Consider the following 15,755-nt stretch of genomic DNA (forward strand, 5'->3'; position numbering starts at 1 on the left):
GCCGCTACCGGGCCTGAAATCGTTTGATTACGATCGTAACTATTGATATACATGACGATCGTAATTATAAAAGTCAAGCCCCGTGCCCGAGGATCGGTCCCATGCGCGTCTCAAAGGAACAGGCCGCCAAAAATCGCGAGCATATTCTCGAGACCGCCTCCCGCCTGCTGCGGGAGCGTGGCATCGCCGGCGTCGGTGTCGACGCGCTCGCCGAGGCGGCCGGGATGACGCACGGCAGCCTGTACAGCCAGTTCGGCTCCAAGGAGCGGCTGGTCGAGGAAGCCGTGGCCCATGCGATCAAGGCCAAAGGGGAGGAATTGCCCGAGGCGTTCGAACTCGAGGACTATCTTTCGGAATATCTCTCGCCGGGGCATCGCGACGATCCCGCCGCCGGCTGCCCCTTCGCTGCGCTGGCCTGTGAAGTGTCACGTCAAAGCGGCGGCCTGAGGCAGCGCTTCACCGCCGGCGTGCGCGGCACGATCGCCCTGCTGAGCAGCCGGATGGCCTCTACGCTGAAGCCGCGCCAGCGCGAGGACAAGGCGCTCGCAGCCGCCGCCTCCATGGTCGGCGCCCTCGTGCTGGCCCGCGCCGTGGACGATCCCAAGCTGTCGGACGATATTCTTCGCGCGACGAGGAAGTCGCTGGCGGGGTGAGGACGCGTCTCGGCGGGACGCCAAAAGTCCGGAACAAAATTCCGGTGTCGACGTTCGATGTCGCGGATAGCCAATGGCAATGGCTGCCGATCTTTCGACATCGACATACGTTTCGAACGCGCATGGATGATGACAGCGATCTGGTGCTCGGCATGTTGGCCCTGGCCGTCGCTGCCCTCCTATTGATGGCGGGCGAGCTCTATCTCGTGACGCGGCCAGAGCCGCCGCAAACTCACGCGCCGGCCCGACCGGTCGTAACATCGTCGGCCGAAACCATTTTTGGTCATGTCGATTTTGGAGCGTAAGCAGACAAACTCGAAGAGGTGGGCCATGGGAAGCACTGCAACTGTTCCGATGCTGTCGCCTGAGGGCGGATTGACACATTACCTGGCCGAAATTCGCAAGTTTCCGATGCTGCGGCCCGACCAGGAAATGGCCTACGCGAAGCGATGGCGCGAGCACGGCGACCGTGAGGCAGCCTATCATCTGGTCACAAGCCATCTGCGGCTCGTTGCCAGGATTGCAATGGGATATCGCGGCTACGGCCTGCCGGTTGCGGACATCATTTCCGAAGGAAACGTCGGCCTGATGCACGCCGTCAAGCGCTTCGACCCGGAGCGGGGCTTTCGGCTTGCGACCTACGCGATGTGGTGGATCAAGGCGTCGATCCAGGAATACATCCTGCGGTCCTGGTCGCTGGTCAAGATTGCCAACAGCGGCGCGCAGAAGAAGCTGTTCTTCAAGCTTCGCCGGACCAAGGCGGAAATCTCCGCTCTTGAGGATGGTGATCTCCGCCCCGAGCACGCCAGCCAGATCGCGCGGCGGCTCGGCGTGCAGGAGAACGACGTGATCGAGATGAACCGGCGCCTCGGCGGCGACCTGTCGCTCAATGCTTTGGTGCGCGACGCCGACGGCGGCGAAGTCCAGGACTGGCTCGTCGACCCCGCGTCCAGTCCTGAAGCCGAATACGCCGAGCAGGAAGAAACCAGACGGCGGCGTGAAGCCCTCGCCGGCGCGCTGGACGTCCTCAAGCCGCGTGAGCGCGATATTCTCGAGGCGCGCTGGCTCTCCGAGCCGCCGCTGAGACTCGAGCAACTCGCGGCACGATATGGCGTGTCACGCGAGCGGGTGCGGCAGATCGAAATGCGCGCGTTCGAAAAGGTTCGGGCTGCCATCGGGGGGCGGCTGGCAGCCGGCTCTTGAAACCAAATCGCCGCCTCCTAATTCTTTTGGCAACCCCGACCGAAACATCGAGCACAAGCAGGTGCCTGACGAGCTGATCGTCCGGGCTTTGCAGCGCCGGTGCGTGGCCTTCGCCGCGCGCCGAGCTGCGCCAATCGACCATCAAGACAAGAGAGAAGGAGAAACGACAATGGCACTACGCGATCTGATTCCGTGGAACAATGGCTCACGCAACATGGCCGTTCAGCGCGGCGAAGCCGGCAACCCGCTGCTTGCGCTTCACCGCGAGATGAACCGGCTGTTCGACGACGCCTTCCGCAGCTTTGACCTCAGTCCGTTCGGCTCCTCGACCGCGATGGGCTGGCCGAACGTCGAACTCGACGAGAGCGACAAGGAGGTCAAGGTTGTCGCCGAGCTTCCCGGTCTCGAACAGAAGGACGTCAACGTCGAGCTTGCAAACGGCGTGCTGACGATCAGCGGCGAGAAGAAGAGCGAAACGGAAGACAAGGAGCGTCTCTTCAGCGAGCGTTACTATGGCCGTTTCGAGCGGCGCATTCCGGTCGATGACGTCGACCAGGACAAGGTCGCCGCTTCCTTCAACAACGGCGTTCTCACCGTCACCCTGCCGAAGTCACCGGCGGCACAACAGAAGGTGAGGCGGATCGCGATCAACGGCAAGTGAGCACGACGCGGGCGGGAGCCAGCGCTCTCGCCCGCGCCCGGCGGCGTCCGCATTCGCGTCGATCCGTTGGCTGCAAAATTTTCCGGAACGCCCGGAAACTTCAATTCCGGTCTGGCGTTTTGCGGTCGGTTTCCAAGTTCTGGGAGTCGCACATGAAGAAACTTGCTTTAGTCCTGACGATGATCTCGGCCCTGTTTGTGGCGGCCGCTTCGCCGGCGGAAGCCCATGGCTGGCGCGGCGGCTGGCACGGCCATTGGGGAGGCCCCGGTATCGGCTTCGGTCTTGTTGCCGGTGCGCTTGCGGCGGGGCTCGCGGCCGATTCCTATTATGGCCCGCGCTACTATGGTCCGCCCTATGGCTACTATGGTCCGCGCTTCGTGCGGCGGGCCTATTATGTGCCTTACGCCTACGCTCCTCCTCCGCCTTATTGGGATCCCTGGTGGTGACGAGACAAGGCCCGGACCATCATCCGGGCCTTTAGCGTGAGGGCAATCGGTCAATCGCGGCGCGCCTATTTGCGGTTCGCTCCGGTGGAGCCGGAACCCGGCATGGCCTGCTGGCCGCCCTGCGTTTGCCTGGTGTTGTTGTCGCCTGGCCGCGTCGTGGAGGACTTGGCCGGTGCGTTCGCGCCGCCGCCATTGTTGTCCGATGACGTGTTGAGGCTGGAGGCTCCCGCTCCCGTCGTGCCGCCGGTGCTGGAGGAGTCGATGCTCGACCCGGTCCTGGACGCACCTGCGCCGCCTTGCGCGAATGCGGCAGGGGAAAATGCGAGAGCCGCAACGAGCCCTGCGAGAACCAGCTTTTTCATGTCCGCTCCTGTGCTTGACGTCGTCACATGCCGTGCCGAGGCAAAGATCTCGGCGCGCACCTGTTCCTGCGCGGGCGCGGAAATGCCGCACCAGCGACGATTAAGTCACCCCGGACTCATCGCGCCCGGGGCGATCAAGTCCTGCGCTTGCGGCGTCAGCTCATAGCGGTCGCCGGCTTTCACCAGCCAGCCCGCCTCGATCATGCGACGCGTCATGCCTGCGCTGCACAGCGGGTGGCTGCCGCCGGGATGAAACAGCGCGCCCTCGCGTTCGATCAGGTAGCCGTAGAGCCGCGCCTGTCGAAGCGGGTTTTGCATCCCTGGTGTGGGCGCCTCCATGGTCTCTCGCGCAGTGCTCCATGAGGGGTTGAGATGACGGGCTGATCCCCGTCAGGCGGCCCCGGCCTGTGGCCCGGGGCGGGGCTTCGAGCCGAGGCCGCCATTGCCGGAATCGCAAGGACCCGGCGCGGCCCAATACGCAATGGCCCCAGGTCGTTCCTACAAAGCCGTTCCTATCGGCCATTGCTCTTTCCGGATGGCTGCCGGCAAAGGCGAAGCGCCTAGGCCGACCAACGATCCTGCTCTTCCTGGTGAGCATGCTCGTTCAGCCGTTCGGCGATCTGATCCGCGATCTTGTCCGACTCGGCCGAGGCGACCGGCTCGCCCTTGTGGGTCCTGAGCTTGTCCTTGTCGGCTTCGATGGGAAAATCGTCGGGCTTCAGTCCGGGATCCCTGGTCATGGCGCGCCTCATTATGTCTCGCATCCCGAAAACACGGATGCAGGCTGTTCGTTGCTGGAACAATGAAGCTGCGATCGAAAGCCACAGCCTGGCTCAAGCACCGCGCTCCTGCGCTTTGCTCAGGCCCCGCCGACGGCCCGGATCACGGTCCCGCTGCCGCCGCACGTCGCGCAGGGCGCGCCGTCGATCCGCCCCTTGCCATGGCAATCGGGGCACACATCTTCGCCCGTGCCCGTCGTTCCCGGTGCGGCTTCATCGCCGGGATTGAGCGCTGCCGAACCCGTCGGCGATGTCCCGGTCGATGTCCCAGTCTTGGCGCCTTGCGCGTCGGTCTTGGTCATCTGCATCTCCTTCGAAAAGACCGCAACGCGCCTTGCCGCAGGAAGTGCCAATCGAGGTTGCACTCGCCGAGACCGCCCCACTTGCGGGATTGCGGAATCGATCACAACCAGAGCTTGCGCGATTGCTGGAAAACCAGCAGTATGCATGCTGATTAATAGTCGGTCTCAAGTTGAACGATGCCGCCGCGTCACGGCGTCATCGTCCCGGGATCGGCCCGACACATCCGCGCTTCACCTGGAAAACCCATGACCCGCATCGACGCCGTCGACTGCCACGCGACCATTGCCGTCATCGGCGCGGGCCCGGCGGGCCTGTCGACCGCATGGTTCCTGTCGAAGAACGGGTTTCACAACGTCACGGTGCTGGAGAAGCTCGGCCAGATTGGCGGGCTCTGCAAGAGTCTCACGGTCGACGGCATGAGCTATGACCTCGGTGCCAATTACGTCACCTGGGCCTACCAGGAGACGCTGGAGATCGCGGCCGAGGTCGGCGCGACCACCTATGCCGAGGAGCCCTATACCTCGATCGACATCGCGCCTGATGGCAACAGCTTCACCTACCGATCGCTCATGAAGGCCGTGCTCTACGACCCCTACACCAAGTCCACGATCTCGGTGTGGACCTTCCTCTGGGCGGCGATTCGATATCTCTATATCCGGTGGCAGCTCAGCGGCGTCATCGACGCGCCTGATTATCTCGACAAGATCCACGAGCGCCCCGAGCTCTGCGTCGACTTCAAGTCCTGGCTTGCAAAACAGGATTTGATGCCGCTGGCCACCCTGTTCCAGTTTCCGATCACGATCATGGGCTACGGCCAGCTCGACGACATCGCGACGCCCTACGCGCTGCGCTACATGTCGGTTCGGACGTTCTTTCCGATGGTGTTCGGGCTCGGCCCGGTCAACTGGATCATCGGGAGCTGGCCGCGGCGCTTCACCGACGGGTTTCAGCGGCTATGGGAACGGGTGTCGTGGCGCCTCAACGTCCGGCTCAACGTCAACATCACCAAAATAGAGCGCACCGCCGCCGGCGTCCGGATCGACATGGAGTATCCCGAGCAGGATCTGAACGACCTCAAGATCGTCAAGGACAGCAAGCTCTATGACTATCTGGTGCTCGCCTGTCCGCTGACGAAGGACGTGTTCGTACAGCTCGGCCTTGCTCCCAATGCCGCGGAGCAGAAAGTGAATCACGAGATCAAGTTCAATCCGTACTGCATGACGACGTTCTGGATCGACATGAAGATGGAGGCGCCGGTCGCGCCGGTGCTGCCGCTCACCGCACAGGGTACGCCATGGGCGGTCGCGCGGCAGTTTCAGGACAGCGGCAACATGTTCACGCAGTTCTACACCCGCCCCAGGGACAAGCAGACCGGGGACGAGGTCATCGCAGAGGTCAAGCGCCTGACCAAGCTGCTCGGCGGCACGATCGACACCAGCCAGCCGCGCTGGCACACGTTCGACGAATTCACCTACTTCCAGCACTTCACGCCGGACCAGATCAAGACCGGCATCTACGCCGACCTCGCCCGCATGCAGGGCGCCGACCGCACGTTCTACGTCGGCGGCGCGACCGACTTCGAGCTGGTCGAGCCGATCGTGGTGCATTCGAAGTACATCGTCGAGAAGCACTTTGCCGGCGGGGTCTGCACGAATTAGCGCGGCCGGGCGGCGTCACCTCATCATCACCGCACGCCCGTGCCCTTGCAGCGCTGGCACTTCACCACCTTGTCGCCCTTCTTGAGCAGGCCTTTGCCTTCGCAGTTCTTGCATTTCTGCTTCTTCTTGATGTTCGGGCCTTTTTCACTGGTCATGGATGGCTCCTGCCGCGGTGGGGGGACGGGCGCCTTGTATAGGATATTGAACCCGCGAAAGCGGCAGAAATCATCAAGAGCGCTGCCCCCGCAATCCCGGCGTTCGATCAGGGACGTCCGCGAATACTCGCGCTGGAGGGGCCGCCGACCGTCTGTATCGGTTCACCGGCCGCGCGGTCCAGCGGTGGGTGCGGCCTGGCGAGTCCGACTGTTCCGGGAGCTGCGTCGTTGCTGACCGCAGGCATGTTGACGCGCTCCATCGTGATCGTGGCCACGACGGCAACGGCGAGGGCGATCGCACTCAAAACCAGGGTCATCCGATTCTGGTCTTCCATCGTGAGACCTCCGCGAAACGGCTCGCGGGGATAATGCCGGATCGGGGATTTAGTTCTTCTCCCACCTGGTTCAGGTTGCGCCGCACACCACGCGTCGCCCCTCGGTCAGCGGATCAGCCGAGTGGTGCCAATAATCCCTACACTGATGCCGGCTTCGGCACCACCAGCACCGGTACGCTGCCGTCCACCAGGACCTCGGATGTCTGGCTACCCAAAAACAGCTTCCTGAGGCCGCGTCGTCCATGAGAGGCCATGACGATCAGGTCGTATCCCCCGAGCTTGGCTGTTTCAATGATCGCAGTCGCCGGGTGCGCATTCGGAACGTGCAAGAATTCTGCAGGCGCGCCGATCTGCTCCGACATCGCGCGCGCTTGATCGAGCACCTTGCCCGCGCGGACCTTGCAGGCTGCGTCAAAGCTATCGATCTCGTCCTGCGTCGGAATCCATCCCGAGTCGTGTCCGCCCCCATAGTCGATCGGCAGTGCTTCCGTCACAGTGATGATCGTCAGCCTGGCGTTCAAGGCCTTCGCCAGGGCAATGCCATGCTCAACGCCCTTCGTCGCGACGTCCGATCCGTCCGTGCTCAAGAGAATGTTGGCGTACATGCGGTGGCTCCCTTGCTCGTCGAACAAAGTGATGCCTGGGTAATATGGGCCGGTATGCGGCGGGGGTCTATGTGCGTTTTCGGCGATGGTCTCGTCGTCACAGCTTCAAAAAGGCAGCTGTTATAGCGGGGTGCGCTTGATTTGTGAGCAATCCCAAGTTGCGCACGGCTTTTCAACCAAGGGGAGGTGTGTTAGACTGGAGTTAAGCAATTATTGGTTGTCGCTTTCTGCCCACGCCCAGACGGGCCCTATTCTCAACGGATCAACTGCGGCGAAAATGCTATGAAGAAATGGATTCTTGCTCTCATTATAGGCGCCCTCGTAATCGGTTCAGTAGTCAACCCGCCTATGCCAGCTAAGGCGGGGCCATGTACGAATGGCAGGCCTACCTGCTGACTAAAGAGCAAATTTCTCTTTTAGAGTGTTATCGGCGGGACGACTACGCCAATGAACTTTGTATGGGACGTGATTTGGCCATTTCTGGCTTCCCTCAAACTGCCGGCCTCGCTTCAACTAAAGCCAGCAGCCGCTCTCTCACTCGGGGTTGGTACCCTTCTCCTTTTCTTTTGGTTACGCGAACATTTTCAAGTTCTACACGCGTCAGTTAAGCCGCAACTAACAACACTCTTTGATCGGAGCGTGGAGTTGCGGGCTGATGATTTTGCTCATCCCGCCCGCTATAGGCGCGCGCGCAGTTTTTATATTTGCTTCTTTCTGGTCGTCTATCTCGTTGTCTGTCTTCTCGGTATGGACGTTGTAAAAGAGTCCGGATTGATCTCGACATCTTTTCTCAAGACAGTCGCCGAAGCGGACTCGTTTCCCTTAATCCTAGCCTTAGGATTGCAAACGGCGTCGCCGTACTTGCCCGAACTCATCAGTTTGGAAGGCTATATTCGTTCTTGGCTTCATGATCTCATAGCGGTCCCAGCGGAGGTCGAAGAGATCTTTGCAAGCCAGTATCCGACATTTGTTGCAGACGCTGGTCCGACAGAATTGATCGCGAAATCCATCGATCTGGCGCAACTGTTGCGGTCAATTTCACCAGCTGCTAGCGCCAAAACTGGGAAAGATAGCCTCGAAAAAATGAAAAGTTATGCCGAGTTGATTGAGCAACGGGGCAAGGCCCTATCTTTTGACCTCATTCAACAGAAACATAAACCTAGTCTGCCTCTGACTCGCGATATCGAACGGCTTGTTCGAGATGCTCTTGCCGCGGCGAGCTGTGTTGTATCGACAACACCTCCAGACCACAGAGGTGAAATTCTAAAGGCATTGAAACTTAGTGATAAACAAGCGGGCTTCGTACTAGTCTGGCACGAAATTTTGTCCGCTCAACTGCTTGTCCTGTTTGCATTGATGCTTGTTTTTGTTGCGTTTGGTGCATCGCTGGGGCAGGAGTTTAAGACCGTCTTTTCCATGCCCGCCCTTCCACAATCCTTGTCTGACGTCCTGTTTTCCTGGATCGTACCGGACGGCATTCCGTTCTTGTTGGCTTATTGTTTGCTGTTCATCGTGTTCACTGAACGTCCGGCTCCATCCGGCGATGTCGGCCTAAGCACGAGGGGAACGAGGAGGTGGATTTTCACCAAACTGTTTACGGTCTCGCTGATCGTCTATCTTTGCGCTCTCGGGGCTAGATTATGGTGCGTTGTTGACTCGGCGAAAGTTCTATCGGAAACGGCGGCAATTCCGGAAAGCTTGATATTGACTTTGAGCAGCGTCGGCACGGCGATCGTGACGTACTTCTGCCAAGCTCGCATTTTGAGACAACGTGATGCAACATCTAGCCCTGCACTAATTTATCTCTTATGTTTGATTGGGGGCGCGGTCGTCGGCGCACTGTGGAATACAATCATCAGCGATATTTATCTGCAGTGCTATGCGAAGGACGATTCGCGCGGCTACGTTGCCATGACGATTGCATTTCATGTCTATTGTGCCGTCGGTATATTCATAGGTGCTATTTTGTATTCGGTCGGCTCGCGGAAAGCGGCAACCGGAAATGGAAAGAATCCCGCGAGTGGATCTGGATTGTCCGTAAGTCGGGCGGCCTAGTGCAAGAGAATATTGCAGCTCGGTTGAGTGGAGCCGCAATCCCCTAGTTGTGCAAAAATGTTCGTCTGTGAGTAATCCGTGAGAGCAGCACGGTCGCCCTCCAGCTTCTATTTTGCGCTCGCGAAAGCATCCGATGCGTAGACGATTTTGCCGCCCACGACCGTCAGCACAGACGCCGTGGCGCCAATTTGCTCGACAGGGACGGACAGGAAATCCCGATCGAGGATCGCGAAGTCGGCGAGCTTGCCGGTCTCTAACGTGCCGCGCCGCGTCTCGTCGAAGCAGAACCACGCGCTTCCCACGGTGTAGAGCCGCAAGGCATCTTCGCGGCTGGGTGTTTCGTCCGGGCCGCGCGTCGACAGTCCGCCGACGGTCTTGCCGTCGAGCATCCATTGCAGCGCCACGAACGGATTGTAGGATGCGACCCGATGCGCATCCGTGCCGGCCCCGACATGGACCCCCATGCGCAACGCCGTGACGAGGGGCGGCATGCTGCGCGCGGCTTCGCCGGCCTGCGCCACGATACGGTCGCCGCCGAGATACATCGCGTCCTGCATGGTCCAGCCGACACCAAGGGCTTTCATGCGCGCGAGCGTTTCGGGCGAGGTGTTGTCGAGATGGGCGATGGACCAGCGCAACGGCGCGAGCGGCGTCTCCTTGTTGACCTCGTCATAGAGGTCCAGGAGGTGATGGACGGATTTGTCTTCCTGCCAGTGGATGGTGACGGTCAGCCCTTGTTTGGCCGCCCAGCGGATGATCTCGCGGAACTTGTCCTTGGCGGCCGCGTCGGGCGCATTGTTGTTGTACATGGCGCCGGTGATCCGCTCGCCTAGTCCGTTGAAGCGCAGCATGTCGTCGCCGAATCCCATCGGCAGGAACGGCGTGAGAGACTTGTACTCCTCGAATTCCGCGCCGACATTCTGGGCAAACAGGCTGAAGACAACCCGAACCGACAGTGATTTGTCACGCCAGAGCTTTTGCAGGGCGGCGTAATGGCTGGGATAAATGCTGAAGCCGCCGGGATCCACGATCCCGGTCACGCCAAGACGATTGAGCTCCGTGAAGAACTGCCGGGTCCCGGCGACATTCTCTTCGAAATTCGGCCTCGGCAGCCGATCGAACAGCGCGGAGATACTGACAATGGAGCCATTGAGCCAGCCCGTGGTGTCGCCCGACGCGGCCGTGATACCGGCCGGCAACTGATCCGCGGAGATCCCGAGGGCTTGTTGCGCCTTTGGCGTCATCAGCACCGCCGCATAGAACAGCTGGATGTAAGCCGGATTGTCGGGAACGGCCGCCATCACCTCGGCGAGCGTTGGCCGCCGCTTCTCCGCAAATTGCAATTCGCTCCAGCCACCGGCCACGATGATCCAGGACGCCGGGCGCGCTTTCGCCGCCTGGCGCAGGCGGTCCATGGCCTCAGGGATAGTCTTTGCGCCGATCCAGTTGACCTCGGTTGCGTAGGTGAGGCCGGCGCGCACGGCGTGAATATGGGAATCGATCAATCCCGGAATGATTGTGCGTCCACCCGCGTCGACACGGCGCGTCGCGGGCCCGATCAGGCCTTCCATGGCATCGTTGCCGCCAATTGCGACGATCCTGCCGTCGCGGACGGCGAGAGCCTGCGCGATCGTCGATGCGGGATCCAGCGTCACGAGCTTTGCGTTCGTGACAATGAGGTCGGCCTTTTGTGCGTAAGCCAAACTGGCCCAGCACGAGATCACCAAGATCGCCAGAAGCTTTCGCATCATCAGTCCCGACATGAGAGAGGCCGAAGCGGCGCCACACATCCGCCGCCGGATGCGCTCGCGGACATCGCGCGTCGCAACGGGGAGTGTCGCGATCCTGACCATGTCTGGCACCAACAAAATCAGCCGGTCCACCGGAAAATTTGGTCAAGGGCTAACTATTTGATTTTAAAATCCACCTTCGCCCGTTGGGCTTCGGCGCGGCAGCCTTGTCTGCTTCGCTTGCCATTTGTGGTTCCGGCTGCCTAGTCGAAGCTCGCTTCGCGACCGTAGGCTGGTGGGCTCGGCAGATCACAAGTTCTGCCGTACTTCCAAGGATTTGACAGTTAGGTGGGAACTAAAAATATCCTTTGAAGCCATTGAGGGTTTTACAGGCGATCACCACCAATTTCCCGGCCGCCTTGACCTGCATCAAAAGCACACGAAACGCGAAAGTCATAGGATCAAAATCGCCGTTAAACGCCCAAGCTAATCGAGCCAATCAGATGTCGAAAAAACCACCCTACAAATCTCTTGCCGCAGCTTGGGGCGATGGCGAAGTCATTGTCGAGTTAAATCTCGATGAAGGGCAGTGGGATCGAATAGTTCGCGGAGATCGAGTCGAAATCGAAGGACGGGGATATTGGTACGATGGTGATTGGTTCCAAGATATCTGGCGTTTCAACAGCGGATGCGAATTGATCGTCTCGTACGGTCAGCCATCTATCGGGGACTTTTCAGGTGAGGGATATGTTGGATCGATAGATGAAGTTCTAATAAGCGAAGGTAAATAACGCCGAAGCGAACTAGATCACTTTGACTGCAATGATTCCCGATCTGGCTGGTCGAGGCTCAGACCGCTTGAGCCAACTCCGCCAGGAGTTCGGCGTCGCACTTCCCCCAGTTGTGTTTCAGCCGCTCGATTGCCTCCGAGACAGATTCCATTGTGAATTGAAACGACTCACCACCTTCGGAGGTCAGAGCGCCGCCGCATATATAGCCATCCTCGATCCGAACAACGTCCTCTGGATCGATGTCTAGGGGGAGTATTGGGTTGCCTTCCTCGTCGCCCTGCACCTGACCGAGGACTTCATATTGGCAAATTTCGAGCACTGCGCTGTTGTCGCTTTTTTTGTCCAGGCGCAAGTATTCGGTCCACGTACTGGCCATGGTCGAGCTTTCTCGGGAAGCCAGAATTTTCGGATACTCTGTTTCCATAAGGTTGTCGCGAACCCATCTTTATCAAGCGGCGCCTAGCTGAACGTGTGTCGCTGCATCGCTCTGAAACAGGACCTTAGCTGACTCGGCTTTTTGAAAAGACTGGCGAACTGACCTTTCAGTTGAGTCCAACGATCGATATGCTTCTGCAACTTCGGCCACGATCTCGGATTACGGTGACAGTCAATCATGGAGTGCGCCATCACCGTAACTTCACCGAAGCGCTCCGCTCTACACCTGCATGTTCCTTATTGCAGCGGACAATTGTAAGTCGTGACGATATAGATTCCACGACGCATCCGTTTCGAAGCAACGATTTCGCAACTTGATCCGACGTGGCGGAGCCACTCCGAAGCTCCGCCGTCCTGAGTGAGGTTATCGCTCGGATTCGAGACGAGGTAAGCGTCGTTTTCCATACCTGCCATCCCCCAGCTTTCCCAATCAAGCATAATCGCGTCTTTGTCAGCGAACCATTCCAGTGCACCATTGTGCTTGAGGGACCAGCCTAGAAACCGGAGTTCATCCTTCGCCAGCGGCAGTGCCCAGAACGTTCCGCCGATCATCGTGAGCATCACCACGAGTGAGATGACGATCGAACGCGCTCGGGGTGATTTCCTCTCGAGTATTGCCCAGCTGCAGAGTCCGATGCAAATTAATGCGATCGCGGGCAAGTAGAGTGAGATGAAAAGCAGAAACGTGCCAAAGTCCTTGTCCCATGCAAAGGGAGCCGCAGTCGTGACCGCGGCAATAGCGGCAACAAGGGGCAGCCACCTTAGCGTACGAGCCCCTTTCTCGGGGGCTTGAGCAATGGAGGTCATGGTCTCAAATTTATCGAAGAGGTCCTTAGAGTTGCAAGGGCGAACCGGGTTTCGACCTTCGGCTCCGGGCGGCAGCCTTCGCATATTTCGCGCCATAGCCGCCTGCGCCCGCCTCGCAGCAGTTCGTCCGTCTTCGCTCTCACTTCGTTCGAGCTACGCCGGGCGCGCCACGCGTAGCCCGAAGGGCGAAGCGTGGTGGGCCCGGCAGGACTCGAACCTGCAACCAGACCGTTATGAGCGGCCGGCTCTAACCATTGAGCTACAGGCCCCGCCGCGAGACGGCTCGCGGAACGACGCGGCCGGCAACGGTGCGCGGTTCGTTTACAGGGACGGAGGCGGGGGTGCAATGCTGGCTCGGGCGAATGGAAACGCCGGCGCTGGAAGATCCGGTATTTTTGAATAACCGAAATTGGCGATGATGACCTTATAATCCTGTTTTGCCCGACGGCGCAAGCCCGTCTCGCCGAGCCTTCGCCCCCGCCCTCCGGCAATCGCGCCAGGGGGCTCGGTTTTCGATTTTATAACTCCTTGTAATGCCTAGATCTTTCTACTGTGCATGGGGTTGTTTTCGCACATTTGTTCGGAGGGGTCTTCCGGTCCCCTCCGATGTCGGGTTGGCGCGCTGCAGGCGCGCGGCAGTTCCCGGCGCTAGTCCACCGACACCCCGGCGAACTCCACCACCTTGCGCCACTTCTCGGTCTCGTCGGTGACGAGCTTGCCGAACTCGGCCGGCGTCATCGGCTTGGGGATGCCGCCGGTCTCGGTGAGGCGCGCGACCAGCTTCGGGTCCTTCAGCGCCTCGTTGACGGCCTTGTTGAGGATCTCGATCACGTCCTGCGGCGTGCCCTTCGGCGCGGAGATGCCGTAGAAGCCGACCGATTCGAAGCCGGGCACCGTCTCGGCGATCGCGGGAACGTCAGGCACGCTCTGCCAGCGCTGCGGCGAGGTGACGCCGAGCGCGCGGACATTGCCGCCTTTCGCCTGCTCCATCGCGGAGGGGAGGTTGTCGAAGATCAGCTGCACCTTGTTGGAGATGATGTCGGGGAAGGCGATCGCAGATCCCCGATAAGGCACGTGCACCATGTCGCACTTGGTCATCACCTTGAACAGCTCCGCCGACATATGCACCGAGGTGCCGTTGCCGGACGAGGCAAAGGAGATCTTGCCGGGATTGGCCTTGCAGTAGTCGATGAACTCCTGAACCGTCTTCGCCGGGAACGCGTTGGAGACGACCAGCATGTTGGTGAGCTGCATGATGCTGGCGACCGGCACGGTGTCGCGCAAAAAGTCGAACGGCAGCTTCTTGTAGAGCGAGGTCGAGATCGCGTTGTTGGGCGCGACGAACAAGAGCGTGTAGCCGTCCGGCGGCGAGTTGATCGCGGCGCCGGCCGCGATGTTGCCGCCGGAGCCGGCGCGGTTCTCGACGATGAATTGCTGGCCGAAGCGGTCCGACAGCCAGTTCGCCATGATCCGCGCCACGATGTCGACCGGGCCGCCGGCGGAGAAGCCGATGATCCAGTGCACGGGGCGGTCGGGGTAAGCGGCGGAGGCGGGAGGTGCGGCGCCCAACAGCGTTGAAAGGAAAACCAGCCCGAAAACACTGTTACGCAAAATTCGCAACATGACGCCTCCCATTGTTCTATTGTCGTTGGGCTGCATGCTTTCACAAAAACGGGGCGCTGCCTACATCGCCGCAAGTCGATGTTGACGCGCCCCCGCCGGGACCGACCATGAGATTCGCGATCACCCTTGTTCTCGGCGCGGCGCTGCTGGTCAGCCCCGCCGCCGCTCAAACCGGAGGCAACGCCATTCCGACCACGACTCCAAGCCTGACCATCAGCTTGGGCACCGCGACGCCCGGCGGCGGCTTTCCGCTCTATGGCAACGCCTTCGCGCAAGCGATGAACGCGGCCGATCCGGAAACGATCATCGCCCCGCGCAACACCAAGGGCAGCAACGAGAACATTCCGCTCTTGGAAAAGGGCGAGCTCGATCTCGCTCTGGTCGCGGGCGAGCCGGCCTATGAGGCCTTCGCCGGCATCGGCCGCGCGCCGGTACGGTTGAAGATCCTTACCGCGATCTATTCCAACCCCGGCATGTTCGTGGTGCGCGCGGACAGTCCCTACAAGACCATCCGCGATCTCGTCGGTCAGCCCGTCGCGTTCGGCGCCAAGGGCTCCGGCCTGCCGATCCTGGCGCGCTATGTGCTGGATGGTCTCGGCTTGAAGCAGGACGAGGACTTCAAGGCCGTCTATCTCGACCGCGCCGGCGACGGCCCCGCGATGGTCGAGGACGGCCGCGTCGCAGCACTCTGGGGCGCCGGCATCGGCTGGCCCGGTTTTGCGGCGGTAGCCTCGAGCGGATCAGGCGCGCGCTTCATTGCGCCCAGTGCCGAGGACATCACGCGCATCCGCGCCAAACACGCGTTCCTCAAGCCGCTCACCGTGCCGGCCGGCAGCTACCCGAAGCAGTCCGAGCCGATCGCCTCGCTGGGGTCCTGGAGCTTTGTGCTGACGCGCGAAGACTTGCCCGACGATGTTGCCTATCGCTTGGCGAAGACGCTTCACGGTATCGAGCCGACATTCTGCAAGCAGCTTGCGCAAGCTTGCGAGACCACGGCGGCAAACACCGTCGCCGCCGCGCCGAAGCCCGAGCTGATCCATCCCGGCGTCGCAAAATACTTCCGCGAAATCGGAGTGCTGTAGTAGGGCACTTCCTTCCTTCTCCCCCTGTGGGAGAAGGTGGCGCGAAGCGCCGGATGAGGGGTATCTATCCGC

At 60.5% G+C, this 15,755-nt stretch carries 20 protein-coding genes and 1 tRNA gene; 9 read left to right on the plus strand and 12 right to left on the minus strand.

All coding sequences use genetic code 11. The features are described 5' to 3' along the window. The first annotated feature begins 101 nt into the window (after nt 1-101). The 5 genes from AC0L20_RS20660 (at nt 102) to AC0L20_RS20680 (ending at nt 2,963) form a co-directional block, all read left to right on the plus strand. Nucleotides 102-653, plus strand: coding sequence for a TetR/AcrR family transcriptional regulator (locus tag AC0L20_RS20660; RefSeq protein ID WP_473291535.1), 552 nt, complete (start codon nt 102-104; stop codon nt 651-653). A 44-nt stretch (nt 654-697) separates the two neighbouring features. Then, nucleotides 698-958 (plus strand): hypothetical protein, encoded by a 261-nt coding sequence (locus AC0L20_RS20665; RefSeq protein WP_473291540.1) that lies wholly within the window; start codon nt 698-700, stop codon nt 956-958. Between the two features lie 25 nt (nt 959-983). Next, complete coding sequence (gene rpoH / locus AC0L20_RS20670) at nt 984-1,856, plus strand: RNA polymerase sigma factor RpoH (RefSeq protein ID WP_473291545.1); 873 nt, start codon at nt 984-986, stop codon at nt 1,854-1,856. 169 nt (nt 1,857-2,025) lie between these two features. Continuing rightward, entirely contained in the window at nt 2,026-2,517 is a 492-nt protein-coding gene (locus AC0L20_RS20675) for an Hsp20/alpha crystallin family protein (RefSeq protein WP_085350347.1), read from the plus strand. 152 nt (nt 2,518-2,669) lie between these two features. Next, nucleotides 2,670-2,963 carry a hypothetical protein gene (locus AC0L20_RS20680; protein ID WP_473291552.1) on the plus strand — a complete coding sequence of 98 codons (294 nt, stop codon included), beginning with the start codon at nt 2,670-2,672 and terminating at the stop codon, nt 2,961-2,963. A 65-nt stretch (nt 2,964-3,028) separates the two neighbouring features. Here the strand turns inward: AC0L20_RS20680 and AC0L20_RS20685 are convergent, their stop codons facing one another. The 4 genes from AC0L20_RS20685 to AC0L20_RS20700 form a co-directional block, all read right to left on the minus strand. Further along, a complete protein-coding gene (locus AC0L20_RS20685) occupies nt 3,029-3,325 on the minus strand; it encodes a hypothetical protein (protein ID WP_473291556.1) in 297 nt (98 codons plus the stop codon). Between the two features lie 105 nt (nt 3,326-3,430). Beyond that, nucleotides 3,431-3,664 (minus strand): hypothetical protein, encoded by a 234-nt coding sequence (locus AC0L20_RS20690; protein WP_473291559.1) that lies wholly within the window; start codon nt 3,662-3,664, stop codon nt 3,431-3,433. A 221-nt stretch (nt 3,665-3,885) separates the two neighbouring features. Continuing rightward, nucleotides 3,886-4,065, minus strand: a complete 180-nt coding sequence (locus AC0L20_RS20695) for a hypothetical protein (RefSeq protein ID WP_473291561.1) — start codon at nt 4,063-4,065, stop codon at nt 3,886-3,888. Between the two features lie 119 nt (nt 4,066-4,184). After that, nucleotides 4,185-4,406 (minus strand): hypothetical protein, encoded by a 222-nt coding sequence (locus AC0L20_RS20700; RefSeq protein WP_456765899.1) that lies wholly within the window; start codon nt 4,404-4,406, stop codon nt 4,185-4,187. 246 nt (nt 4,407-4,652) lie between these two features. Between AC0L20_RS20700 and AC0L20_RS20705 the strand changes: the two genes are divergently transcribed. Continuing rightward, nucleotides 4,653-6,065, plus strand: a complete 1,413-nt coding sequence (locus tag AC0L20_RS20705) for an FAD-dependent oxidoreductase (protein ID WP_473291567.1) — start codon at nt 4,653-4,655, stop codon at nt 6,063-6,065. A gap of 26 nt (nt 6,066-6,091) precedes the next feature. Here AC0L20_RS20705 and AC0L20_RS20710 read toward each other — a convergent pair whose 3' ends face one another. From AC0L20_RS20710 to AC0L20_RS20720, 3 genes are all read right to left on the minus strand, one after another. Beyond that, nucleotides 6,092-6,220: a hypothetical protein gene (locus AC0L20_RS20710; RefSeq protein WP_007600646.1), complete on the minus strand. Its 129-nt coding sequence runs from the start codon at nt 6,218-6,220 to the stop codon at nt 6,092-6,094. A 107-nt stretch (nt 6,221-6,327) separates the two neighbouring features. Beyond that, nucleotides 6,328-6,555: a hypothetical protein gene (locus AC0L20_RS20715; RefSeq protein ID WP_473291571.1), complete on the minus strand. Its 228-nt coding sequence runs from the start codon at nt 6,553-6,555 to the stop codon at nt 6,328-6,330. Nucleotides 6,556-6,692: 137 nt separating this feature from the next. Further along, nucleotides 6,693-7,160 carry a universal stress protein gene (locus AC0L20_RS20720; protein WP_473291829.1) on the minus strand — a complete coding sequence of 156 codons (468 nt, stop codon included), beginning with the start codon at nt 7,158-7,160 and terminating at the stop codon, nt 6,693-6,695. A 447-nt stretch (nt 7,161-7,607) separates the two neighbouring features. Between AC0L20_RS20720 and AC0L20_RS20725 the strand changes: the two genes are divergently transcribed. Continuing rightward, the gene (locus tag AC0L20_RS20725) at nt 7,608-9,215 is read left to right on the plus strand and encodes a hypothetical protein (protein ID WP_473291575.1); all 1,608 of its coding nucleotides are present in this window, start codon (nt 7,608-7,610) and stop codon (nt 9,213-9,215) included. A 107-nt stretch (nt 9,216-9,322) separates the two neighbouring features. Here the strand turns inward: AC0L20_RS20725 and AC0L20_RS20730 are convergent, their stop codons facing one another. Next, complete coding sequence (locus AC0L20_RS20730; RefSeq protein WP_473291577.1) at nt 9,323-11,068, minus strand: amidohydrolase; 1,746 nt, start codon at nt 11,066-11,068, stop codon at nt 9,323-9,325. 380 nt (nt 11,069-11,448) lie between these two features. On the opposite strand from AC0L20_RS20730, the gene AC0L20_RS20735 reads away from it, so the two are divergent. Further along, nucleotides 11,449-11,736: a hypothetical protein gene (locus AC0L20_RS20735; protein WP_473291579.1), complete on the plus strand. Its 288-nt coding sequence runs from the start codon at nt 11,449-11,451 to the stop codon at nt 11,734-11,736. 58 nt (nt 11,737-11,794) lie between these two features. Here the strand turns inward: AC0L20_RS20735 and AC0L20_RS20740 are convergent, their stop codons facing one another. The 4 genes from AC0L20_RS20740 to AC0L20_RS20755 form a co-directional block, all read right to left on the minus strand. Further along, nucleotides 11,795-12,160 (minus strand): hypothetical protein, encoded by a 366-nt coding sequence (locus AC0L20_RS20740; RefSeq protein WP_473291582.1) that lies wholly within the window; start codon nt 12,158-12,160, stop codon nt 11,795-11,797. Nucleotides 12,161-12,408: 248 nt separating this feature from the next. Continuing rightward, on the minus strand, nt 12,409-12,978 hold the full coding sequence (locus AC0L20_RS20745; protein WP_473291585.1) for a hypothetical protein: 570 nt from the start codon (nt 12,976-12,978) through the stop codon (nt 12,409-12,411). A gap of 193 nt (nt 12,979-13,171) precedes the next feature. Continuing rightward, nucleotides 13,172-13,247, minus strand: a tRNA-Ile gene (locus AC0L20_RS20750). 379 nt (nt 13,248-13,626) lie between these two features. Next, entirely contained in the window at nt 13,627-14,601 is a 975-nt protein-coding gene (locus AC0L20_RS20755; RefSeq protein WP_473291587.1) for a Bug family tripartite tricarboxylate transporter substrate binding protein, read from the minus strand. A gap of 107 nt (nt 14,602-14,708) precedes the next feature. Here AC0L20_RS20755 and AC0L20_RS20760 point away from each other — a divergent pair, with 107 nt between their 5' ends. Then, the gene (locus AC0L20_RS20760) at nt 14,709-15,683 is read left to right on the plus strand and encodes a TAXI family TRAP transporter solute-binding subunit (protein ID WP_473291590.1); all 975 of its coding nucleotides are present in this window, start codon (nt 14,709-14,711) and stop codon (nt 15,681-15,683) included. The last annotated feature ends 72 nt before the right edge of the window (nt 15,684-15,755 follow it).

The sequence above is a fragment of the Bradyrhizobium sp. Kon58 genome, from assembly GCF_055807455.1.